The sequence below is a fragment of the Pseudomonas sp. GD04091 genome, assembly GCF_029836165.1.
In the GTDB taxonomy this organism is placed as follows: domain Bacteria; phylum Pseudomonadota; class Gammaproteobacteria; order Pseudomonadales; family Pseudomonadaceae; genus Aquipseudomonas.
On record NZ_JAOEBG010000017.1, the window covers coordinates 100,859 to 123,115 of the forward strand.

16 protein-coding genes are annotated in these 22,257 nt (G+C 65.5%); 3 read left to right on the forward strand and 13 right to left on the reverse strand.

The genetic code is table 11. The features are described from left to right. Positions 1-195: 195 nt before the first annotated feature. A complete protein-coding gene (dtd, locus tag N7422_RS19295) occupies positions 196-633 on the reverse strand; it encodes a D-aminoacyl-tRNA deacylase (protein ID WP_279808022.1) in 438 nt (145 codons plus the stop codon). Then, the gene (pip, locus tag N7422_RS19300; RefSeq protein WP_279808024.1) at positions 630-1,601 is read right to left on the reverse strand and encodes a prolyl aminopeptidase; all 972 of its coding nucleotides are present in this window, start codon (positions 1,599-1,601) and stop codon (positions 630-632) included. Before pip ends, dtd begins: the two co-directional genes overlap by 4 nt. A gap of 204 nt (positions 1,602-1,805) precedes the next feature. Here pip and N7422_RS19305 point away from each other — a divergent pair, with 204 nt between their 5' ends. After that, positions 1,806-7,334 (forward strand): DUF6543 domain-containing protein, encoded by a 5,529-nt coding sequence (locus N7422_RS19305; protein WP_279808025.1) that lies wholly within the window; start codon positions 1,806-1,808, stop codon positions 7,332-7,334. A gap of 36 nt (positions 7,335-7,370) precedes the next feature. Here the strand turns inward: N7422_RS19305 and hutG are convergent, their stop codons facing one another. The 7 genes from hutG to hutC all read right to left on the reverse strand — a co-directional run bounded on the left by hutG (position 7,371) and on the right by hutC (position 15,788). Further along, complete coding sequence (gene hutG / locus N7422_RS19310) at positions 7,371-8,174, reverse strand: N-formylglutamate deformylase (RefSeq protein WP_279808026.1); 804 nt, start codon at positions 8,172-8,174, stop codon at positions 7,371-7,373. A 10-nt stretch (positions 8,175-8,184) separates the two neighbouring features. After that, positions 8,185-9,390 carry an imidazolonepropionase gene (gene hutI / locus N7422_RS19315; RefSeq protein WP_279808027.1) on the reverse strand — a complete coding sequence of 402 codons (1,206 nt, stop codon included), beginning with the start codon at positions 9,388-9,390 and terminating at the stop codon, positions 8,185-8,187. A 15-nt stretch (positions 9,391-9,405) separates the two neighbouring features. Then, a complete protein-coding gene (locus N7422_RS19320) occupies positions 9,406-10,809 on the reverse strand; it encodes an amino acid permease (protein WP_279808028.1) in 1,404 nt (467 codons plus the stop codon). 150 nt (positions 10,810-10,959) lie between these two features. Beyond that, positions 10,960-12,492: a histidine ammonia-lyase gene (gene hutH, locus N7422_RS19325; protein ID WP_279808029.1), complete on the reverse strand. Its 1,533-nt coding sequence runs from the start codon at positions 12,490-12,492 to the stop codon at positions 10,960-10,962. A gap of 85 nt (positions 12,493-12,577) precedes the next feature. Further along, positions 12,578-14,251: a urocanate hydratase gene (hutU, locus tag N7422_RS19330; RefSeq protein WP_279808030.1), complete on the reverse strand. Its 1,674-nt coding sequence runs from the start codon at positions 14,249-14,251 to the stop codon at positions 12,578-12,580. A 257-nt stretch (positions 14,252-14,508) separates the two neighbouring features. Then, entirely contained in the window at positions 14,509-15,081 is a 573-nt protein-coding gene (locus N7422_RS19335; protein WP_279808031.1) for a HutD family protein, read from the reverse strand. Further along, positions 15,078-15,788: a histidine utilization repressor gene (gene hutC, locus N7422_RS19340; protein ID WP_279808041.1), complete on the reverse strand. Its 711-nt coding sequence runs from the start codon at positions 15,786-15,788 to the stop codon at positions 15,078-15,080. The genes N7422_RS19335 and hutC overlap by 4 nt, the downstream gene beginning before the upstream one ends. Positions 15,789-15,932: 144 nt before the next feature. On the opposite strand from hutC, the gene N7422_RS19345 reads away from it, so the two are divergent. Further along, positions 15,933-17,297 (forward strand): formimidoylglutamate deiminase, encoded by a 1,365-nt coding sequence (locus N7422_RS19345; protein ID WP_279808032.1) that lies wholly within the window; start codon positions 15,933-15,935, stop codon positions 17,295-17,297. A 148-nt stretch (positions 17,298-17,445) separates the two neighbouring features. On the opposite strand, the gene N7422_RS19350 is transcribed toward N7422_RS19345, so the two are convergent. Both N7422_RS19350 and bamE read right to left on the reverse strand, forming a co-directional pair. Beyond that, positions 17,446-18,018 (reverse strand): lipocalin family protein, encoded by a 573-nt coding sequence (locus tag N7422_RS19350; RefSeq protein WP_279808033.1) that lies wholly within the window; start codon positions 18,016-18,018, stop codon positions 17,446-17,448. Continuing rightward, positions 18,015-18,269, reverse strand: a complete 255-nt coding sequence (gene bamE, locus N7422_RS19355) for an outer membrane protein assembly factor BamE (RefSeq protein ID WP_275639970.1) — start codon at positions 18,267-18,269, stop codon at positions 18,015-18,017. Before bamE ends, N7422_RS19350 begins: the two co-directional genes overlap by 4 nt. Positions 18,270-18,493: 224 nt before the next feature. Between bamE and N7422_RS19360 the strand changes: the two genes are divergently transcribed. Next, positions 18,494-20,386, forward strand: a complete 1,893-nt coding sequence (locus N7422_RS19360) for a methyl-accepting chemotaxis protein (protein ID WP_279808034.1) — start codon at positions 18,494-18,496, stop codon at positions 20,384-20,386. 118 nt (positions 20,387-20,504) lie between these two features. Here N7422_RS19360 and N7422_RS19365 read toward each other — a convergent pair whose 3' ends face one another. Both N7422_RS19365 and N7422_RS19370 read right to left on the reverse strand, forming a co-directional pair. Next, on the reverse strand, positions 20,505-21,101 hold the full coding sequence (locus N7422_RS19365; protein ID WP_279808035.1) for a DUF924 domain-containing protein: 597 nt from the start codon (positions 21,099-21,101) through the stop codon (positions 20,505-20,507). 3 nt (positions 21,102-21,104) lie between these two features. Then, positions 21,105-22,115, reverse strand: a complete 1,011-nt coding sequence (locus N7422_RS19370) for a class 1 fructose-bisphosphatase (RefSeq protein ID WP_054895279.1) — start codon at positions 22,113-22,115, stop codon at positions 21,105-21,107. Positions 22,116-22,257: the final 142 nt, after the last annotated feature.

The window sequence follows — 22,257 nt, forward strand, 5'->3', positions numbered from 1 at the left end:
GTTCGGACCCCGTGAGGGCGCAATGATTCCCCAAACGGATCCAGACAATGCTCGAGTCAGAGTGAAACGAACCTGCGAACGCAGGTTCATGCAGCGCGCGATTATCCAGCAGGTCGCGTTACAACGCATCAGGCTGAACAAACTATTTATCGTACAAAACCCCTTGTTTTTCGACAAACAAAGGGTTTTTTGACCTCATATTTGTAACATAAATGTTACCGGGCCATCATTGACCAGGTGCACCTGCATGTCGGCACCGAACCGCCCGCTCGCCACAGCCGGGTGCCGCTCCTGCGCCTGGCGCAAAAGATAGTCGAAAAGCTCGGCGCCGAGCGCCGGCGGCGCCGCGGTCGAGAAGCTTGGGCGCATACCGTTGCGGGTGTCGGCGGCCAGGGTGAACTGCGACACCAGCAAAAGACCGCCACCGACATCCTTGAGCGAGCGGTTCATCTTGCCCTGCTCGTCGCTGAACACCCGGTAATTGAGCAGCTTGTGCAACAGCTTGTCGGCATGCTCGGGCGAATCTTCAGGCTCGACCGCCACCAGCGCCAGCAAACCCTGGTCGATGGCGCCGACGATCTCCCCCGCCACTTCCACCCGCGCACCACGCACCCGCTGGATCAGGCCCTTCATGCTTCTTCCAGGGGCAGGTCGAGCAGGCGCCGGGCCATCTGGTCGGCGGCGCGCACCAGCGCGTCGGTGATGCCGGGCTCGGAAGCGGCGTGGCCGGCGTCGCGGATCACCTTCAGTTCGCTGTTCGGCCAGGCCTGGTGCAGTTCCCAGGCGTTGTCCAGCGGGCAGATCACGTCATAGCGGCCATGCACGATCACCGCCGGCAGGTGGGCGATCTTCGGCATGTCGCGGATCAACTGGTCCTGCTCGAGGAAGGCGTTGTTGGTGAAGTAATGGCATTCGATACGGGCGATCGACAGCGCGCGCTGCGGCTCGGAGAAGCGGTCGACCACCAGCGGGTTGGGCCGCAGCGTGGCGGTGCGACCTTCCCAGGTGGACCAGGCCTTGGCAGCGTGCATCTGGGCGATCTGGTCGTTGCCGGTCAGGCGCTTGTGGAAGGCGGTGACCAGGTCACCGCGCTCCTCCGGCGGGATCGGCGCGATGTAGTCCTGCCAGTAATCGGGGAACAGGCGGCTGGCGCCTTCCTGGTAGAACCAGTGGATCTCCTGCGGGCGGCACAGGAAGATGCCGCGCAGGATCAGGCCATGCACGCGCTCGGGATGGGTCTGGGCGTAGGCCAGGGCCAGGGTGGAGCCCCAGGAACCACCGAACAGCACCCATTTGTCGATCCCCAGGTGCTCACGGATGCGCTCCAGGTCCTCGACCAGATGCCAGGTGGTGTTGTTCTCCAGGCTGGCGTGTGGGGTGGAGCGGCCACAGCCGCGCTGGTCGAAGGTGATGATGCGATACAGATTGGGGTCGAAGTAGCAACGGCTCTGGGCATCGCAGCCGGCCCCCGGGCCACCGTGGATGAACACCACCGGCAGACCTTCCGGCGAACCGCTCTCGTCGACATACAGCACATGCGGCGCTTCCACGGCCAGATCGTGTCGGGCGTAGGGTTTGATCTGCGGATACAGGGTCTGCATTGCGCACTCCGTGTGAGGATTTATTCTGCCGCCTGGCATCATAAACCCGAATTGCGCTTTGAGCATGCATCCATGGCAACCGTTATGCGTGACCGGCCTCGGACCGATCCGGGAAGACCCGGTACCTGACAGACCTATCTACCCCACCGAGCCGCCAAGGCCCGCCCATAGTCCGTGCCCCTTTCATCATGCACGGACTTGTTCATGACAGCCCCGACCGACGCCACCCACCCGCCCCGCCCCCTTCATTACGCCGCTGTCGAGCGCAAACTGCCCCAGTGGCTGAAGACCGCTTCACCGACGCTTCGCGCGGCCGTCCGCGAGCGACCACGGCCGCCGGCCTGGCTGGCGAAGGCAATTCAAGAGAAACCGACCATCGCCAAGGCCTGGAGCGAAGAGCACGCCCGTCTTCGCGAACGCCAGGCGCAAGTCGCGAAACTGTTCGAACAGCTCCCGGACCTCGCGACATTCGCCAGGCAGCAGTTGAGCGAGGCCATGACCAAGCGTTTCGGCCTCACCCTCGATGTGGACACCACCTACCTGGTGGATGCCCGGATGATCGACCCATCGCGTGCAATCGATACTCGCCAGGCCGTCGACAGGGCGACGCGCTCGCTGCTGCAGAGTGCCCTGCACAATTTCGACAGCGCCGCCACGGCAACAAACGGCATGGACGCCGCCGATGCTCCGCTGAAGAAGTCGGTGATCCTCGACCATCGCCGGTTCATGGGTAGTCTGCCGATCGGCAATGCGCTGGATCTCGACGCCGAGGCTTTCGCCGACCTGTGTCGCACGCTGGACATTGGTGGCCAGTATCACGCCAAGCTCCACGGCATCTATTACCCGACGGACGAATCGGGCCAGCCCGATGACGCGGCGGCGTTGGCGGTCTACCAGACCCTTGGCCGGGCCGAGGAATCGGCATTCAGGCAGGCCTTGCACTTCGCCCGGCTCAAAGGCGACATAGGCGAGCCGCTGTACAACGCCGCCCTCGCCACCCCGCTGGACCTGCCCCCCTCCTCTGCGGCGACCGCTGCCGTCGAGTTCAGCCTGCTGTCGCTCTGGGAAGTCGAGCTGGTTGGCATCGCGCTCGTGGCGCTGCCTGCACAAACGCAAAAGACCGTGGCGCTCTACACGCCTGACGACAGCGAAACACCCATCAAGGCGTTCGCGTCCATGCAAGCCCTGGAAGACGATTTGCGCAATCGGCTTCAGGCAGACATCCATTACCTGGACAAGCACGTCGCCGAGCGTGACAGGGCGTCGTTGAGCCGCAGGCTCGCGGATCGTCTCACCCCTGTCCGCTGGAGCCGCCGGGGCCTGCAGGAACGCGTGCCGAATCCACAGGCCGGCCTGGCTCCGGTCGCGCACCGCTTGCGTCATTCGTTTCTCGGCGTCATGGCGTTTGAAAAGGCCGAACGCCACGAGAAAGACGCCATCCACCACGCCGTTCCGACACGTGTCGTCGACCTGCAGACCGCCAAGGCCCACCATGCGCTGATCGCCGCACGGGTGCTGACAGCCCTGAACATCGCCGGTTTCTTCGTGCCGGGCCTGGGCGAGGCCATGCTCGCGGTGTGCGTCATGCAACTGGCCTACGAGGTCTACGAAGGCTTCGAGAGCTGGCACAACGACGAAAAGGACCAGGCCTGCCAGTACCTGGTGGATGTGGCCGAGAATATCGCGATCATGACGGCACTGGCTGCCGTCACCTCGGTGGTGCGTGGCGCAAGCGCGGCCGAAGGCGGTGCCGCAGCGGAGCCGTCGGTGCCAGAGCGGATCCCCGTGCAGACGCCGTCCTTCATCGAGGAGCTTGAGGATATCGAGCTGCCCGATGGCCAGCTTCGCCTGTGGAAACCAGACCTGGCCCCCTATCGCATCGACCAGGCACTGCCCGACGCCGTCGAGCCGGATGAAGACGGCCTGCTGAGCCATCAAGACAAGCGCTGGCTGGTCATACAAGGCGCCCGGTACAGGGTCGAGAAGGCATCATCGGGCGCCCGCTATCATCTTGTCCACCCGACCAAGGCATCAGCGGCTCGCCCGGTCGTACGCCACAACGGCGCCGGTGCCTGGCTGCTGCCGCTCGAGCAGCCCTTGCAATGGGCACGTGAAACCCTGCTGCAACGCATGGACCTCTCGGCCAGCCATTTCAGCGCCGAGACCGCCGGGCACATGCTGCAGGTCAGTGGCATCGAAGAAGACGTGCTGCGGCGCGCGCTGGCCGAGAGCGAAGGGTTGCCGGCCGTGCTTCAGGACACGATAGTCCGCTTCAAGCTGGACCACGCCACCCAACGCCTGCCTGGGACACCTGTCCTGAGCACCGAGTTCGAACGGGCCTATGGCCGCCTGCCCGGCAGCCAGGCAACGGGGGCCGCCGCGATTCGCCGGGGGTACCCGAAGCTCCCGACGACGGTCATCGACGAGCTGCTGCGCCACGCCAGCGGCGTCGAGCTGCAGGCACTCGCCGCCGACAAGGTCCCGCTGCGCCTGGCCGAGGAAATTCGCATCTACCAGCAACAGATTCGCCTGGCCAGAGCCTACGAAGGGCTGTATCTGCAGTGCGTGCGCAGCTGGGACATCGAGCGCCTGCTCGTGCATACCCTCGCACGCCTGCCGGGCTGGCCTGCGGACACCAGACTCGCGCTTTACCAGCACCGTTACTGGCCGAGCCAGCACATCGACATAGGCCCGGCGAATGCGACCTTGCACAGGGCCATCAGCAGCGTCGAGGCCGGCTATCTCGTCACAGGCCTGGGCAGCGCGGACGCCGCCCTCACCCCCAGTGCCACCCTCCATGCCGCCCTGTACCGGGCCTTGCCCGAAGCCATGAGGCAACTGGGTATCGCGAACGAAGATGGGTTGCGCCAACTGCTGCGGGAGAACCCGCCGCCACGCGCGAGCGTGAGGCAGGTATTGGGGATGCAGGCTGTACGCCCCGACTACCGCTCGCCCATGCGCCTGGCCGATGGCCGCCTGGGTTATCCCTTGAGCGGCGGCTTGCCGTCGGAGCGGAGCATCACGCGCCAGACCTTGCTCGACACCATCGTCGCGACCGGCCTGACCGAACATACCCGACGATCAGCGCAGGAGATTCTGATGATCATCACCAGCCCTGGCCGTACCCCTTCCCAGGTACTCGCGTGGCTGCAGACCCTGCTCGAACAACGCAGCGAACTGCAGAGCAGACTCGATGACTGGAGCGAGGCCATCTCACCCAGCTCCGACCAGGCCGCGCAGCACTACGACACCCTGCGCGCCACCATCATGCAGCACTGGTACGACACCGCGCTGGTGGAAAGTGGCGAGCACACGGCCGAATTGCTCATTCAAGCCGTGCCCCTGGCCGATATCCCGATGACGCTGCCCGAGTTCTTCACCTCGCGTGTCCACCGGTTGCGCCTGCTCGATCTGCCTCCTGGTAACCTCGCAGGCTGGATGCAGCACGAGCGCCTGCTGCAGCGCCTCCTGCAGCAGCTGCCACAACTCCAGGCACTGGAAATCAGTCGCCCCTACATGCGCTCGGCCACCCCATCGGCCTTCATGTTCAGCATCCTCAGCATCACCGAGCAACTGCCCGAACTGCAGACAATGGTCGTGACCAACCAGAACATCCCACTGTCCTCCAACGACATCGGGCGGCTGGCGGAGCTGCGCCAACTGCGACGCCTCGACCTGAGCGGCAATCGCTTCGCGCAGCACATCAGCCCCGACTTCGCCGGCTTTTCCCTGGATTACCTGGGCCTGGACGACATGCAACTGGGCCAATGGCCGGTCGGCCTGGGCAGTACCGCGCTGGAGCGGATCGCTCATGTGTCGCTACGCAACAACAACCTCAGGTCACTGCCCTCGTTCCTGCTCGATGCCCCGGGCACCCTGACCAACCTCCCCCTGCTCTCGCTGGAAGGCAACGACATCAACGCACATCACCTGCAGCGTTTGCTGATCAACGAAAGCGGCCCCGTCTCGCGGGTGCGGGCCGACCTGGCAGAGGAAGTCACCGAGCAGGTCGAGCGCGTTCGCCGTGAGCGGCGGCAATTGCAGGACGCGTTCGATGGCTGGCGGGGCGCCTCGAGCTCCTCTGCCCCGCTGACCCAAGCGATCCTGCAGGACCGGCACAACATCGAAGTGGCGATCCGCTCGTTCTGGACGAACCTGGAACGCGGCCAGCGCTACCTGCGGCTGCGCTTCGAAGATGTGGCGCTGGAGCACTTTCCCCGGCGCCTGCCGGGCTTCTTTGGCGAACGTCTGGAAACACTGGTACTGAGCCGGGTGAGCGGCTCGGCCGAACAACTGGGCGAGTTGCTCGGTCGCTTCCCCAACATCACCCGCCTGACCATCGATGCCCACGTGGCCCCTACCGCCGCCCTGGCCTCGGTGCTGCCGCGCCTGACACGGCTCACCCACCTGGAGTTTCGCAACATGGGCCTGGAAATCGACCAGGCCATGCTCGAAGCCTTCGGCCGCTTGCCACATCTGTCGTCGCTGGACCTGTCCGGGAACCGGGTGGGCGCCATCAACCAGCTTCCCCGCAGCCTGTCCACCAACCTGACATCGCTCAACCTGAGCAACATGAGCCTGCAGGCCTGGCCGGCCTGGTGCGATAGCCTGCTGCCCCTGGAGTTCCTGGACCTGAGCGCCAACAACATCACGCAACTGCCCGATCACATTCTGGAAACCATCCAGAGCCCGATGCCGATCTCGTCGATCTCGCTGTTCGACAATCCCCTCTCGGCCGACACCATCCAGCGCGTGCGCACCTATTCGGACAGCCAGCACAGCCTGTCCTTCGCCCTGGACATGCCCGACAACCTGATGCTCACCGACTCGTCGGATGACAGCTCGCAGCTCGACCATCATCACTTCCCGATGCCTTTCGCGGCAGACGACACGCCCGGCCGCGAAGACTGGATGCTGGGCAACGCAGCGCAGAACGAGGCGTTGAACGATGCCTGGGACACGCTCCAGGCGCTCGACGCCAACCACAACCTGCTACGCCTGGCCGGTCGCTTGCGCAATGCCGCGCCTTATCTCGACCCGACCACGCGAGCCGGCTTCTGCGAGCGCGTGCGCATGATGCTGGTGACGGCGGCCTCCAATGACAGCGAGCGCCCCACCATGAGCAGCATCGCCGAGGCCGCCCTGCCTGACCCGGTGTCCGGATCGCAGACCTGCCACGACGGAGCGCTTCAGGAGTTCAACAACATCGAGTTGCTGATGATGAGCAACCGCGCGCTGATCGAGGCGGGCGACACCTTGAAAGACTTGCATCAGCGCTTGCGCCAGCTTTACCGCATGGGCCAGCTGGAGCTGCTGGCCAGCAGCCGCACCGGCCCCGGAGATCGCGCATCGGTGCGCCTGGCCTACCGCCGCGAGCTCGCGCGGGAGCTTGACCTGCCGATCGCCGACAACCTGCGCTTTCGCGGCGCCGCCATGCTGGTTCCCGACGAACTGGCCAGCGTGCTGGCGCAGGTACGGGAGAGGGAAGGCAGTAGCGCGTTCCTCGAATACCTGCTGGCCAACCACGACTGGACCAGCCGTTTGCGCGGTGAGTATCAGAGCCGCTTCACCGAGATCGAGCAACGCTTTGGCGAAAGGGTCCTGGCGGTAAGCCGGCTCGATGTGCCGTTGAGCGAAGAGCTGATCCTGCAGCAGGACCTGCAGAACGACAGGGAGCGAGAAGAGAAGGCCTTGCTTCTGGAGCTGACGATCCTGCACACCCGGCATGACTGACACCGCTCCTGGCCCGCCCTGGCGGGCCAGGAACCATCAGCGGCCGTAGCGCTCCGCCCCCCAGGCTGTCAGCGCCTGCAGCAGCTTGCGCAGGACAGCCTGGGTCGGTTGCGCCAGGTCCTGGCGGTAGGCGAAGGGTTCCACCTCATCCATGTAGGTGCTCTGCGCCAGCTCCAGTTGCACCGCATGGACATGGCTGGCCGGATCACCATAGTGGCGGGTAATGTGCCCGCCCTTGAAGCGGCCATTGAGCACGTGGCTGTAGCCCTCGGCCTCGGCACACACGCCCCGCAGCCGCTCGGCCAGCTCCGGATCGCAACTGGCGCCGTTGAAGGTGCCCAGGTTGAAATCCGGCAGCTTGCCGTCGAACAGGTGGGGGATATGCGAACGGATCGAGTGGGCATCCCACAGCAGCGCATAGCCGAACTCGGCACGCAGGCGCTCCAGCTCGCCGCGAAGGGTGTCGTGGTAGGGGCGCCAGATCCGCTCCAGGTAGGTCGCCCGTTCGTCGGCGGACGGCGCCTTCCCTTCCCTGAACAGCGGCTCGCCGTCGAACAGCGTGGCCGGATACAGGCCGGTCGTGGCGCCGACATACAGCGGCTTGTCGTCATCCGGTCGATTCAGGTCGATGACGAACCGCGAATACTCCGCCGCCACCACGCTCGCGCCGAGTTCACGGGCGAAGTCGTACAGGCGCGGAATATGCCAGTCGGTGTCCGGCAGGCTTCGAGCCGGTTCGACCAGGCCATCACGCACGGCGTCCGTCAGCTTCAGCCCGGCATGGGGCATGCTGATCAGCAGGGGCAGACGGCCCTGGTGGAAACTCAATACCTTGTCCATGTCGCCTCGCTCAGTTGGATATCTCGTGGCCCAGGCGCACCACGCGCTTGGGCAGGTCGCCGCCGAGCCAGTAGCTGAGGTCGGCCGGGCGCTCGATCTGCCAGGCGATGAAGTCCGCCACCTTGCCCACTTCCAGCGAGCCGTGGCTGTCGCCCAGGCCCAGCGCCGTGGCGGCATGCTGGGTGACGCCGGCCAGGGCCTCCTCCGGGGTCATGCGAAAACAGGTGCAGCCCATGTTCAGCATCAGGCGCAGCGACAACGCCGGCGAGGTGCCGGGGTTGAGATCGCTGGCCAGGGCGATCTTCACGTCGTGGCGGCGCAGGGCGTCCATGGGCGGCAGCTGGGTTTCGCGCAGGAAATAGAACGCCCCCGGCAACAACACGGCGACCGTGCCGGCCGCGGCCATGGCGATGGCGTCTTCCTCGGTCATGAACTCCAGGTGATCGGCCGACAGCGCCTGGTAGCGCGCCGCCAGGCTCGAACCGTGCAACGACGACAGCTGCTCGGCATGCAGCTTGACCGGCAGCCCCAGCGCGCGCGCCTGGATGAACAGGCGCTCGACCTGGGCCGGGGAGAACGCCAGGTGCTCGCAGAAGGCGTCCACCGCGTCCACCAGGCCCTCGGCGGCCAGCGCCGGGAGCATCTCATCGCAGATGTGGGCGATATAGTCGTCCGCCCTGCCCGCGTACTCCGGCGGCAGGGCGTGGGCGGCCAGGCAGGTGCTGCGCACGGTCACCGGCAGCTCTTCGCCCAGGCGGCGGGCGACGCGCAGCATCTTGCGCTCGTTTTCAAGGTCCAGGCCGTAGCCGGACTTGATCTCGACCGTGGTCACGCCATCGCGCATCAGCGCTCGCACCCGCTGGCGGGCACTGGCCAGCAGTTCGTCCTCGCTGGCCGCGCGGGTGGCCCGCACGGTGCTGGCGATACCACCGCCCTGGGCGGCGATCTCGGCGTAGCTGACACCCTGCAGCCGCTGCTCGAACTCGCCGCTACGATTGCCGCCGAACACCGCGTGGGTGTGGCAGTCGATCAGCCCGGGGGTGACCCAGGCACCGCCCAGGTCGACGACGCGGTCGGCCGCGACCGACGGCACCTCGGCGCGGGGGCCGACCCACTCGATCAGCCCGGCGCTGGTGACGATCGCCGCATCCTCGATGACCGAGTAACGGCCCTCGGCCATGGTCGCGGCGTGGCAGTGCTGCCAGAGGGTTCTCATCAGGATCTCCTTTTTTCAGCGATGCAGCTCGGCCGGCTCCCGGACAGGCTCGCCATTGCCCGCGCGCGGCTTGCACCACAGCAGGTAGGACGCCACCAGGAACACCACCCAGATCACACCGACGATCAACGCCGCCTGGGTATCGGGGAAGTAACCGAGCACACCGAAGATGAACAACATGAAGGCAATGGCCATGGCCGGGCCATAGGGCCAGAACGGTACCGGGAACTTGAGCTGGGCGACTTCCTCGCGGCTCATGCTGCGGCGCATGGCGACCTGGGTGACCAGGATCATCAGCCATACCCACACGGTGGCGAAGGTGGCGATCGAGGCGATCAGCAGGAACACGTTCTCCGGGATCAGGTAGTTGAGCAGCACGCCGACCAGCAGCGCCACGCCCATCACCACCACGGTCAGCCACGGCACGCCATGCCGGGACAGCTTGCTGAAACCACGCGGCGCCTGGCCGTGCTGGGCCAGGCCGTACATCATGCGGCCGGCACCGAAGATGTCGCTGTTGATGGCCGACACCGCCGCCGAGATCACCACGATGTTGAGCACGGCCGCCGCCGAGCCGATCCCCAGGTTGCTGAAGATCTGCACGAACGGGCTGCCCTGGCTGCCGATCTGCGGCCAGGGGTACAGGCACATCAGCACGAACAAGGTGAGCACGTAGAACAGCAGGATGCGCAGCGGCACGGCGTTGATCGCCTTGGGAATCACGCGCTGCGGGTCCTTGGCCTCACCGGCGGTGACACCGATGATCTCGATGCCGCCGAAGGCGAACATCACCACCGCGAACGAAGCGATCAGGCCACCGATGCCATTGGGCATGAAGCCGCCATGCTCGAACAGGTTGCTCACCCCGACCGCTTGCTCGACGCCCACCTGGCTGAAGCCGAAGGCCATGATGCCGAAACCGGCGAGGATCATCGCGACGATGGCGCCGACCTTGAGCAGCGACAGCCAGAACTCCATCTCGCCGAACACCTTGACGTTGCACAGGTTCAGGCCGCCGATCAGGAAGACGATGCCCAGCACCCAGATCCAGCGAGGGACTTCGGGGAACCAGAAGCCCATGTAGATACCGAAGGCAGTCACGTCGGCGATGGCGACGATGACCATCTCGAAGGCGTAGGTCCAGCCGAGGATGAAACCGGCCATGGGGCCGAGGTAGGTGCTGGCGTAATGGCCGAAAGAGCCGGACACCGGGTTGTGCACGGCCATCTCGCCGAGGGCGCGCATCACCATGAACACGGCGGCGCCGCCGATCAGGTAGGCCAGCAGCACGGCCGGGCCGGCCATCTGGATCGCCGAGGCCGAACCGTAGAAAAGCCCGGTACCGATAGCCGAACCGAGCGCCATGAAACGGATGTGCCGGGACGATAGCCCGCGTGTGAGACCTTGAGCTTGTTGCATGTCACGTCCTTATTGTTGTTCTGGTCGTGAGATCGGATTGGGGCCGCTGCGCAGCCCTTTCGCCGGCAAGCCGGCTCCCACAGGGAGCACACTGTATCTCTGTGAGAGCCGGCTTGCCGGCGAAAGGACCGCATAGCGGCCCCAGCGGCATTACAGGCTAGGCAGGACCCCGACCGGCAGCAGCCCGGTCAAGGTGCCTTTGGCCAGCAGCGCCGAGGCCGCCTCGATATCCGGCGCGAAGAAGCGGTCGCGGTCATAGTGCGGTACTTCACGACGCAGCGCCTGGCGCGCCTGCTCGAGCTTGACCGAAGTCTTCAACCCCTTGCGCAGGTCCAGGCCCTGGCAGGCGCCCAGCCATTCGATGGCCAGCACGCCACGGGTGTTCTCGGCCATTTCCCACAGCCGCTTGCCAGCGGCCGGGCCCATCGACACGTGGTCTTCCTGGTTGGCCGAGGTCGGCAGGCTGTCGACGCTGTGCGGGTGCGACAGTGCCTTGTTCTCGCTGGCCAGGGCGGCGGCGGTGACCTGGGCGATCATGAAGCCGGAGTTGACCCCACCGTTCTCCACCAGGAACGGCGGCAGTTGGGACATGTGCTTGTCCATCATCAGCGAAATGCGGCGCTCGCTCAGCGAGCCGATCTCGGCGATGGCCAGGGCCAGGTTGTCGGCGGCCATGGCCACCGGTTCAGCGTGGAAGTTGCCACCGGAGATCACGTCACCCTCGGCGGCGAACACCAGCGGGTTGTCCGATACCGCGTTGGCCTCGATGCCCAGCACCTCGGCGGCCTGGCGGATCTGGGTCAGGCAGGCGCCCATGACCTGCGGCTGGCAGCGCAGCGAGTACGGGTCCTGGACCTTGTCGCAGTTCTTGTGCGACAGCGACACTTCGCTGGCGTCGCCCAGCAGGTCGCGGAAGCAGGCGGCGGTGTCGATCTGGCCGCGCTGGCCACGCACTTCATGGACGCGCGCATCGAATGGCGAACGCGAGCCCAGTGCGGCTTCCACGCTCAAGCCGCCACAGGCGATCGCCGCGGCGTACAGGTCTTCGGCCTGGAACAGGCCGCGCAGGGCATAGGCGGTGGAGGCCTGGGTACCGTTGAGCAGGGCCAGGCCCTCCTTCGCGGCCAGGGTCAGCGGCTCCAGGCCGGCGACGGCCAGGGCTTCGGTGGCCGGCAGCCACTGGCCCTTGTAGCGGGCCTTGCCTTCGCCCAGCAGCACCAGCGACATGTGCGCCAGCGGGGCCAGGTCACCGGAGGCGCCGACCGAGCCCTTGAGCGGGATGTGCGGATAGACTTCGGCGTTGACCAGACCGATCAGCGCGTCGATGACCTTGCGACGGATGCCGGAGAAGCCACGGCTGAGGCTGTTGATCTTCAGCACCATGATCAGCCGAACCAGGTCGTCGTCCAGCGGCGCGCCGATACCGGCGGCGTGGGACAGCACCAGCGAACGCTGCAGGTTCTCGAGGTCATGGCTGGCGATGCGGGTCGAGGCCAGCAGGCCGAAACCGGTGTTGATACCGTAGGCGGTACGGTCTTCGGCGATGATCTGCTCGACGCAGGCGACGCTGGCGTCGATGGCCGGCGCGGCGCTGGCATCCAGTTGCAGGCGCACAGGCGCGGCATGGATGGCGCGCAGCTGGGCCAGGGTCAGGGTGCCAGGCTTGAGGGTCAGTTCGGTCACTTCGCTACTCCAATCGCTTGGGGCCTTCAGGCCCCTAATTGTTGTTCAGTATCACCCCTGATGGGTGCGATCCAAAGCGCGGCGATCAGCCGGTGATCATCGGCAGGTCCAGGCCCTGCTCCTTGGCGCAGTTGATGGCGATCGGGTAGCCGGCATCGGCGTGGCGCATCACGCCGGTCCCCGGGTCGTTGGTCAGTACACGGGCGATGCGCTCGGCAGCCTCGTCGGTACCGTCGCAGACGATGACCATGCCCGAGTGCTGGGAGAAGCCCATGCCCACGCCACCGCCGTGGTGCAGCGAAACCCAGGTGGCGCCACCCGCGGTGTTGAGCAGGGCGTTGAGCAGTGGCCAGTCGGAGACCGCATCGGAGCCGTCGCGCATGGCTTCGGTCTCACGGTTGGGGCTGGACACCGACCCCGAGTCCAGGTGGTCACGACCGATGACCACCGGCGCCGACAGCTCGCCACTGCGGACCATTTCGTTGAACGCCAGGCCAAGCTTGGCGCGCAGGCCCAGGCCGACCCAGCAGATGCGTGCCGGCAGACCCTGGAAGCTGATGCGCTCGCGGGCCATGTCCAGCCAACGGTGCAGGTGGGCGTCGTCCGGAATCAGTTCCTTGACCTTGGCGTCGGTCTTGTAGATGTCCTCGGCATCGCCCGACAGCGCGGCCCAGCGGAATGGACCCACGCCACGGCAGAACAGCGGGCGGATGTAGGCCGGCACGAAGCCCGGGAAGTCGAAGGCGTTGGCCACGCCCTCTTCCTTGGCCATCTGGCGGATGTTGTTGCCGTAGTCGAAGGTCGGGATGCCCTGCTTCTGGAAGTCGAGCATGGCCTGGACGTGCACGGCCATCGATTGCTTGGCGGCCTTGACCACCGCAGCCGGGTCGGTCTGCGCGCGGTCGCGGTACTGCTCCCAGGTCCAGCCGGCCGGCAGGTAGCCGTTGAGCGGGTCGTGGGCGCTGGTCTGGTCGGTGACCATGTCAGGACGCACGCCACGCTTGACCAGCTCCGGCAGGATCTCGGCGGCGTTGCCGTGCAGGGCGATGGAGATGGCCTTGCCTTCGGCGGTGTACTTGGCGATACGCGCCAGGGCGTCGTCCAGATCCTTGGCCTGCTCGTCGACGTAGCGGGTTTCCAGGCGGAAATCGATGCGGCTCTGCTGGCACTCGATGTTCAGCGAGCAGGCGCCGGCGAGGGTCGCGGCCAGAGGCTGGGCGCCGCCCATGCCACCCAGGCCCGCGGTCAGCACCCACTTGCCCTTGAGGCTGCCGTTGTAGTGCTGGCGGCCAGCCTCGACGAAGGTTTCGTAGGTGCCCTGGACGATGCCCTGGCTGCCGATGTAGATCCAGCTGCCGGCGGTCATCTGGCCGTACATGGCCAGGCCCTTGGCATCCAGCTCATTGAAGTGTTCCCAGTTGGCCCAGTGCGGCACCAGGTTGGAGTTGGCGATCAGCACGCGCGGGGCGTTGGAATGGGTCTTGAACACGCCGACCGGCTTGCCCGACTGCACCAGCAGGGTTTCGTCGTCTTCCAGGCGGGTGAGGGTCTCGACGATCTTGTCGTAGCACTCCCAGTTGCGCGCGGCGCGGCCGATGCCGCCGTACACCACCAGCTCTTTCGGGTTTTCGGCGACCTGCGGGTCGAGGTTGTTCATCAGCATGCGCAGCGGCGCTTCGGTCAGCCAGCTCTTGGCGGTCAGCTTGTTGCCACGCGGGGCACGGATTTCTACGTCACGGTATTTGTTGTTGTCAGTCACGGGAGAGGTCCTCTGCGGTCATCCGCGGGCGGGTATGTCGTGGTCGATATACAAACACACCTTTACTTGTATGTACAAGCATGGACAACCAAAAAAATTAGACCTCTGCGCTGAGCGGCTGAAATAGCTGGGGCCGCTTTGCGGCCCTTTCGCGACACAAGGCCGCTCCTACAGGGGACCGCGTCAGCCGGGGCAAACGCGGGCATTGTAGGAGCGGCCTTGTGTCGCGAAAGGGCTGCGCAGCAGCCCCGGCTATCTCAACGTGAAATGAGTTCGATCAGGCAGAACCGCCCCTGAACATCCAGCTCCAGCAACCCCTCATTGCCATCGACCCGCAGGCAGTCATACCGCCCAAGCTGCTGCGTGTCCTCCCCGACCAACCCCATCTCGACATGATTGCTGGCGGCGAACAGCAACAGCGTCGACGCCGAACTGAACACCCGGTTGCCGCCATCGAACCACTGCAACCGCGCCCGATACCGCTGCGGCGAGTAGATCAGGTTGAAATCGCGAATCGGGCCACCGAGCAGCTTGCAGCTGACCTGGCTCTCGCCACTGAAGGCGAACGCATCGAACGGCAGCAGTGGCCGACTGGCCTGGCCATCGACCAGCAAACGCATGCCATCGCCCTGCAGCACGGTGATGATCCGCTGGTACCCGGCGAAGGTGGAAAAACCACCGGACTCCTCGATGTCGGCGATCGACAGGCGCCAGCCGAAACCGTCGAGGCTGTCGCCAGCGTCGCGGGTGATCTCCTCAGTGAAGCCACCACCATTTTTCCAGGGCATGCGCGGGTAATCCTGCGCGCGCAACAGCTGCAACTGGGTCATTTGCTGAACCTTCCTTCCAAGCGATGACGGGAACCAGGGTGGATCAGCCGCGCGGCGGTCACCGGCTGGCGGCCCGACCAGGTGCGGCGGCGGATCAGCAGGCACGGCTCACCCCGCTCGATCTGCAGCAGCGTGCACTCTTCAGGCTCGGCGAGGATGGCCTCGACCACGTGCTCGCCTTCGGTGAGCGGCGCGACCTGCGACAGGTAGGCGTAGGGCGTCTGCCGGGTGAAATCCTGTTGGAGGTAGTCCGGGGCAATGGCGGCGTTGACGTAGCGGTCCTCGATCTGCACCGGCACGCCGTTCTCGTAGTGCACGATCAGCGAGTGGAACACCCGTTGGCCTTCGCGCATGTCCAGGGCCAGGGCTCGTTCGGACCCGGCGGCCTCCTCGGCGAGGGTGATCACCTGGCAGCTATGCTGATGGCCACGACCGGCAATCTCGTCGGCGATGTTGTTGACCTCGAACAACGCCGAGCGGCTCTTGGGCTCGGCGACGAAGGTGCCGACGCCCTGCATGCGCACCAGCAGGCCTTCGGCGGTGAGTTCGCGCAGGGCGCGGTTGATGGTCATGCGGCTGAAACCCAGCTCGCTGACCAGTTCGCTCTCCGAGGGGACCCGGTGATGAGGCGGCCAGCTGCCGCTCTCGATCTGCTGGATGATCATCTGTTTCACCCGGGCGTAGAGCGGCGCCGGCCCTTCGCCCATCTGGGCAACCAGCGCGGAGACAGGAGGTGTCGGCACGGCGTTGAATCCTTGTACGGTTGGCGTGAACGGTAGCTTGCCGGAGTTTACCCGGCAGGCAAACGGCTGTATATGTATATACAAGTTAACAATAACAGGATTTCACCGATGCCCGCCTATTTCGCCGAACGCGCCCTGCTGCCCTCGGGCTGGGCCCGCAATGTTCGCCTGGAGGTCGCCGCCGATGGCCGGCTGGCCTCGATCGCGGCCGAGGCCAGCGCCGAAGGCGCCGAACGCCTGAGCGGCCCATTGCTGCCGGGCATGCCCAACCTGCACTCGCACGCGTTCCAGCGAGCCATGGCCGGGCTTGCGGAAGTGGCCGGCAACCCCAACGACAGCTTCTGGACCTGGCGCGACCTGATGTATCGCCTGGTCGGGCGGATCACCCCGGAGCAGCTGCAGGTCATCGCCCGCCAGCTGTACATCGAGATGCTCAAGGCCGGTTACACCTCGGTGGCCGAGTTCCATTACGTGCACCATGACCAGAACGGCCAGGCCTACGCCGACCCTGCCGAACTGTCGCAACGCATCAGCGCCGCTGCCAGTGCCAGCGGCATCGGCCTGACCCTGCTGCCGGTGCTGTACAGCCATTCCGGCTTCGGCGGCCAGGCCCCCAACGACGGCCAGCGACGCTTCATCAACGCCACCGAGCAGTACCTGCGCCTGCAACAGCAGCTTGCACCCTTGCTGGCGCAACAACCGGCGCAGGCGCTGGGGCTATGCTTCCACTCCTTGCGTGCCGTCACTCCGGAGCAGATCGCCGATGTGCTGGGGGCCAGCGACAAGGCCTGTCCGGTGCATATCCATATCGCCGAGCAACAGAAGGAAGTCGATGACTGCCTGGCCTGGAGCGACCGCCGCCCGCTGCAATGGCTGTACGAGCATGTCGAGGTGAATGAACGCTGGTGCCTGGTCCACGCCACCCACGCCGACGCCGGCGAAGTCACCGCCATGGCCCGCAGCGGCGCGGTGGCCGGGTTGTGCCTGACCACCGAGGCAAACCTGGGCGATGGCATCTTCCCCGCCGTGGATTATCTGGCCCAGGGTGGCCGCATGGGCATCGGTTCCGACAGCCATGTATCGCTGAGCGTGGTCGATGAACTGCGCTGGCTGGAATACGGCCAGCGCCTGCGCGACCAACGGCGCAACCGGCTGTACCGCGGCGATCAGCCGATGGTCGGACGGACCCTGTACGACGCCGCGCTGGCGGGCGGCGCCCAGGCGCTGGGGCAACCGATCGGCGAACTCGCCGAAGGCAAGCGGGCGGACTGGCTGGTGCTCGATGGGCAGGATCCATACCTGGCCGTGGCCGACGGTGATGCCATCCTCAACCGCTGGCTGTTCGCGGGCGGCGACCGTCAGGTGCGCGATGTGATGGTCAACGGACGGTGGGTGGTGCGCCAGGGGCGGCATGATCAGGAAGAGGAAAGCGCGGTGGCGTTTGTAGCAGTCCTGCGCCAGCTTCTGGCCTGAACGCTGGCTCTGTAGGAGCGGCCTTGTGTCGCGAAAGAGGTGCGAAGCGCCCCCAGGGTTTCAGTGTCAATGCACATATCGCCGGGGCCGCTCTGCGGCCCTTTCGCGACACAAGGCCGCTCCTACAGGGACCGCGTCAGTCTGCAGCTCAATGCCGGACAACAATCTGCTTGTCGGGCGTCCGCCAGATCAGGCGATTGGTGTCATATCCCTGCTGCCGCGCCTTGGCCAGCAGGCTCTCACGCTCCCAGGCCGGCAGCGAGGGCGTACGCGAAAGTATCCACAGGTACTTGCGATCCGGACTGCCGACGATGGCCGTGCGGTAGCGCTCGTCGACGAACAGGATCCAGTAGTCGCCCTTGGCCACCCCCGGCACCAGCCGGGTGAACCAGTTGTCGAACTCCACCCACAGCTTGTCGGTGCGCCCCGCTTCCTGCGCCGAGGCATGGCCTTCGGCACGCAGCCACTCGTCATCCAGGGTCCGGCAGCGATTGAGCACGCCGACCGTGCCGTCGGGCTTGAGGTTGTAATGGGCCTCGGACTGGACGCAGCCGTCCTGGTACTTCATCGGCAGGCGCGCCAGCTCGAACCATTTGCCCTGGTAACGCTTGAGGTCGACCGCACCTGCGGTCTTCGGCGCCAGCGGGTCGGTGGCGGAGGTGGCGCAGCCACCCAGCAGCATCACCAGGCACACGCCCAGCAGCAGGTGCAGACGCCTCATTTGAGGCCCTGCCCGGAATACATCAGAACCTTGTCCGCCGCGTACTGCACGCTGATGAAGCTCTTCTCGTCCCCCCAGGTGCAACTGCTCATGCCCAGCGCGCCGGAGCACTCCTTGGGCGAGCCAAGCAGTTGCTCGACCTCGGCCTTGCTCATGCCGGCCTTGAGCTTGGAATAGTTTTCCTGGTTGATCTTGCTGCAGGCGGTCAGAACGACGCACAAGGACAACAGGGCGAGGGAACGCAACGACATGAAGGGACACTCCTGAGGATGGATATGCAGGGACGAGAAACCTGCAGGGAGCTTAGAAGGGAAAATGGCTCCTCGGTTCCCTGCGACCCCAGGTTTAGTGGTGCTCCGTTGGTCGGCTGGTGCGCAAACGATTAATGTTTTATCCCGGCGTGACGACACAGAACCGTGGTGTGGCCGTTTGCCGCACCCGCCCTCCTTCGTGCCCGTGCGCAGACTTCAAAAAAATGACCAAGAATCTCAAGTTCAGCCACAAGATCCTGCTGGCCGCCGCCCTGGTGGTAGCCGTCGCCTTCACCTGTTTCGTCCTGTTCAATGACTACCGACAGCGCCAATCACTGCGCAGCGACACCGAGTCGACGCTGCAGGCGCTGGGCAACCTGACCGCCGGCAACATCCGCACCTGGCTCGACAGCCGCATCCAGCTGGTGAACTCGGTGGCCCAGCAGATCGCCGTCGACGGCCCAGGCAAGGGCAGCCTCGACCGTGTCCTGGCGCTGCCGGTGTATGGCGGCAACTTCATCCTCACCTACTTCGGCGGCCAGGACGGCAGCATGCAGTCGGTGCCGGTGGGCAACCGCGCCGCCGACTACGACCCGCGCGTGCGCGGCTGGTACAAGGCCGCCAGCGCGGCAGGCCAGACCATCGTCACCGAACCGTACATCTCGGTCTCGGCCGGCAAGCTGGTGATCACCCTCGCCACCCCGGTGCAGCAAGGCGGGCGCCTGATCGGCGTCAGCGGCGTCGATACCGACCTGCAGACCATCAGTAACCTGATCAACACCCTGGACTTCGGCGGCCACGGCCACGCCTTCATCGTCAACGGCGACGGCAAGGTGCTCATTCATCCCAAGGGCGAGCTGGCGCTCAAGACCCTGGCCGATCTCTACCCCGAGAACACGCCACGCATCGGTAGCGGCCTGAAGGACATCGAAATCGATGGCCGCAAACAGTTCATCAGTTTCACCCGTGTCGACGGCGTGCCGTCGGCGGACTGGTACGTGGCCCTGGTGCTGGACCAGGACGCCGCCTTCGCCATGCTCGGCGAACTGCGGACCTCGGCGGTGGTGGCAACGCTGATCGCGGTGGTGGTGATCATCGCCCTGCTCGGCCTGCTGATCCGCGTGCTGATGGAGCCACTGCACGTCATGGGCCGGGCCATGCGCGACATCGCCGAGGGCGAGGGCGACCTGACCCGCCGCCTGAACATCCACGCCCAGGACGAGTTCGGCAGCCTGGCGCAATCGTTCAACCGCTTCGTCGAACGGATCCACGAGTCGATCCGTGAAGTGGCCTCGGCCACCGGTCAGGTGAACGCCGTGGCCGGCCAGGTGGTCAGCGCGTCCAACGCCTCGATCCACAACGCCGACCAGCAGTCCAGCCGCACCAGCAGCGTGGCCGCCGCGATCAACCAGCTGGGCGCCGCCGCCCAGGAAATCGCCCAGAACGCCGCCCTCGCCTCCCAACATTCCAGCGCCGCCCGCGGCCTGGCCGAAGAGGGCCAGCAGGTGGTCGGCGAGACCATCGACGTGATGAACCAGCTGTCGGCACGCATCAGTGACGCCAGCGGCAATATCGAGACGCTGAACAATCACACGGAGAACATCGGCCAGATCCTCGATGTGATCAGCGGTATCTCGCAGCAGACCAACCTGCTGGCGCTCAACGCCGCGATCGAGGCGGCCCGCGCCGGCGAGGCCGGGCGCGGCTTCGCGGTGGTCGCCGATGAAGTGCGCAACCTGGCCCATCGCACCCAGGACTCGGCGCAGCAGGTCCAGCGCCTGATCGAGGAGTTGCAGGCGGGCGCGCAGATGGCCGTGAGCACCATGAACCAGAGCCAGCAGCACAGCGACCGCAGCGTGGGCATCGCCAACCAGGCCGGCGAACGCCTGGGCAGCGTGACCCAGCGCATCGGCGAGATCGATGGCATGAACCAGTCGGTGGCCACCGCCACCGAGGAGCAGACGGCCGTGGTCGAGTCGATCAATGTCGACATCACCGAGATCAATACGCTGAATCAGGAAGGGGTGCACAACCTGCAGAGCACCTTGCGTGCCTGCACCGACCTGGAGCGCCAGGTCGAACGGTTGAAGCATCTGGTGGGGAGTTTCAGGATCTGAGACCGCTGGGGCCGCTATGCGGCCCTTTCGCGACACAAGGCCGCTCCTACAGGGGATCGCATTACCTCTGTAGGAGCGGCCTTGTGTCGCGAAAGGCCTGCGCAGCAGGCCCGGCTATTCAGAAGCGGGACCCAGGCTCCAGCAAGAAGTCCATCTCCTCGCTGGTGCTAGGCCGCTCCAGCACCAGGTTACGGTGCGGGAAGCGCCCGAAGCGGGCAATCACCCGCTGGTGCTGCTCGGCATAGTCGAGGAAACCTTCGAACAACCGACGGTTGGCTTCCGGCTGTTCATCCAGCAAGGCCTGGTAGCGCTCGACACACAAGTTCTGCCAGTCCAGCACCTCGGCATGCTCCAGCACCAGCAGCACGAACACCCGCTGGATCGGCAGCAGCTGGTAGTCCCAGCCTTTCTGCAGACCCTGCATGGCGACCACCTGGGCTCGCCGGTCACCTTCGAAGGCACGCGGCGTGTCGCGATGGATCATGCGCGGCAGCTGGTCCAGCAGGATCAGCAGGCCCAGCCAGCCCTGCGGGCTCTGTTGCCACTCGTCGAGCCCGCCGGCCAGGGCCTGCTCGGTAAGATCGCCGAACAGCGCCTGGGCATCGGCGTCATGGTGCTTGCCGAACCACAGCGAGCTCTTCTCGTCAGCCACGGCCTGGGGACTTGTCCCCCAACCGAACCACCACTCCAGCAACGGCTGCCAAGGTGCGAGCATGACTTACTCCTTGTGATAGGCGGTGACGCGCTCGACCTCTTCCTTCGAGCCGAGGATCACCGACACGCGCTGGTGCAGGCTTTCCGGCTTGATGTCGAGGATACGCTCGTAACCGTTGGTGGAGGCGCCACCAGCCTGCTCGATGATGAACGACATCGGGTTGGCTTCGTACATCAGGCGCAGCTTGCCCGGCTTGCTCGGCTCACGAGCATCGCGCGGGTACATGAACAGACCGCCACGGGTCAGGATGCGGTGCACGTCGGCCACCATCGAGGCGATCCAGCGCATGTTGTAGTTTTTCTTCAGCGGACCGGTCTCGCCGGCCAGCAGCTCGCCCACGTAGCGCTGTACCGGGGCTTCCCAGTGGCGCTGGTTGGACATGTTGATGGCGAATTCGGCGGTGGTTTCCGGCACGCGGATGTTTTCGTGGGTCAGGACGAAGCTGCCCAGTTCGCGGTCCAGGGTGAAGCCCTTGACGCCGTTGCCCAGGGTCAGGATCAGCATGGTCTGCGGGCCATAGATGGCGTAGCCGGCGGCGACCTGCTGGGTGCCTGGCTGCAGGAACGCATTTTCGTTCAGGGTTTCGTTCTGGCTCAGGTATTCGTTCGGGCAGCGCAGCACCGAGAAGATGGTGCCGACCGAGACGTTGACGTCGATGTTCGACGAGCCGTCCAGCGGGTCGAAGACCAGCAGGTAGGCGCCTTTGGGGTACTTGCCCGGGATCTGGTAGGCGTTGTCCATTTCCTCGGACGCCATGCCGGCCAGGTGGCCGCCCCACTCGTTGGCTTCGAGCAGGATGTCGTTGGAGATCACGTCGAGCTTCTTCTGCACTTCGCCCTGCACGTTTTCGGTGCCCATGCTGCCCAGCACGCCGCCGAGGGCGCCCTTGGACACGTGGTGGCTGATCTCCTTGCACGCACGCGCCACTACCTCGATCAGGAAGCGCAGATCGGCAGGGGTGTTGTTGCTGCGGGTCTGCTCAATCAGATAGCGACTCAGGGTAACGCGGGACATGTATGGCTCCGAAAAGGATAGGGGGAGAAAAACCCCCGCAGTTTACAGGGAGTGTTGCGGGCTAGCGAGCAAAGAGACTCGACTTCGACCCTTGAGTTCATCCACTGCCAGGCCGATGGTCGGCCGGACCACCAAACATGCG

Coding starts and splice junctions, on each gene's coding strand:
- dtd (WP_279808022.1), bottom strand. CDS start 633: ATGAAGGGCCTGATCCAGCGGGTGCGTGGTGCGCGGGTGGAAGTGGCG.
- pip (WP_279808024.1), bottom strand. CDS start 1,601: ATGCAGACCCTGTATCCGCAGATCAAACCCTACGCCCGACACGATCTG.
- N7422_RS19305 (WP_279808025.1), top strand. CDS start 1,806: ATGACAGCCCCGACCGACGCCACCCACCCGCCCCGCCCCCTTCATTAC.
- hutG (WP_279808026.1), bottom strand. CDS start 8,174: ATGGACAAGGTATTGAGTTTCCACCAGGGCCGTCTGCCCCTGCTGATC.
- hutI (WP_279808027.1), bottom strand. CDS start 9,390: ATGAGAACCCTCTGGCAGCACTGCCACGCCGCGACCATGGCCGAGGGC.
- N7422_RS19320 (WP_279808028.1), bottom strand. CDS start 10,809: ATGCAACAAGCTCAAGGTCTCACACGCGGGCTATCGTCCCGGCACATC.
- N7422_RS19335 (WP_279808031.1), bottom strand. CDS start 15,081: ATGACCCAGTTGCAGCTGTTGCGCGCGCAGGATTACCCGCGCATGCCC.
- hutC (WP_279808041.1), bottom strand. CDS start 15,788: ATGGGCGAAGGGCCGGCGCCGCTCTACGCCCGGGTGAAACAGATGATC.
- N7422_RS19345 (WP_279808032.1), top strand. CDS start 15,933: ATGCCCGCCTATTTCGCCGAACGCGCCCTGCTGCCCTCGGGCTGGGCC.
- N7422_RS19350 (WP_279808033.1), bottom strand. CDS start 18,018: ATGAGGCGTCTGCACCTGCTGCTGGGCGTGTGCCTGGTGATGCTGCTG.
- bamE (WP_275639970.1), bottom strand. CDS start 18,269: ATGTCGTTGCGTTCCCTCGCCCTGTTGTCCTTGTGCGTCGTTCTGACC.
- N7422_RS19360 (WP_279808034.1), top strand. CDS start 18,494: ATGACCAAGAATCTCAAGTTCAGCCACAAGATCCTGCTGGCCGCCGCC.
- N7422_RS19365 (WP_279808035.1), bottom strand. CDS start 21,101: ATGCTCGCACCTTGGCAGCCGTTGCTGGAGTGGTGGTTCGGTTGGGGG.
- N7422_RS19370 (WP_054895279.1), bottom strand. CDS start 22,115: ATGTCCCGCGTTACCCTGAGTCGCTATCTGATTGAGCAGACCCGCAGC.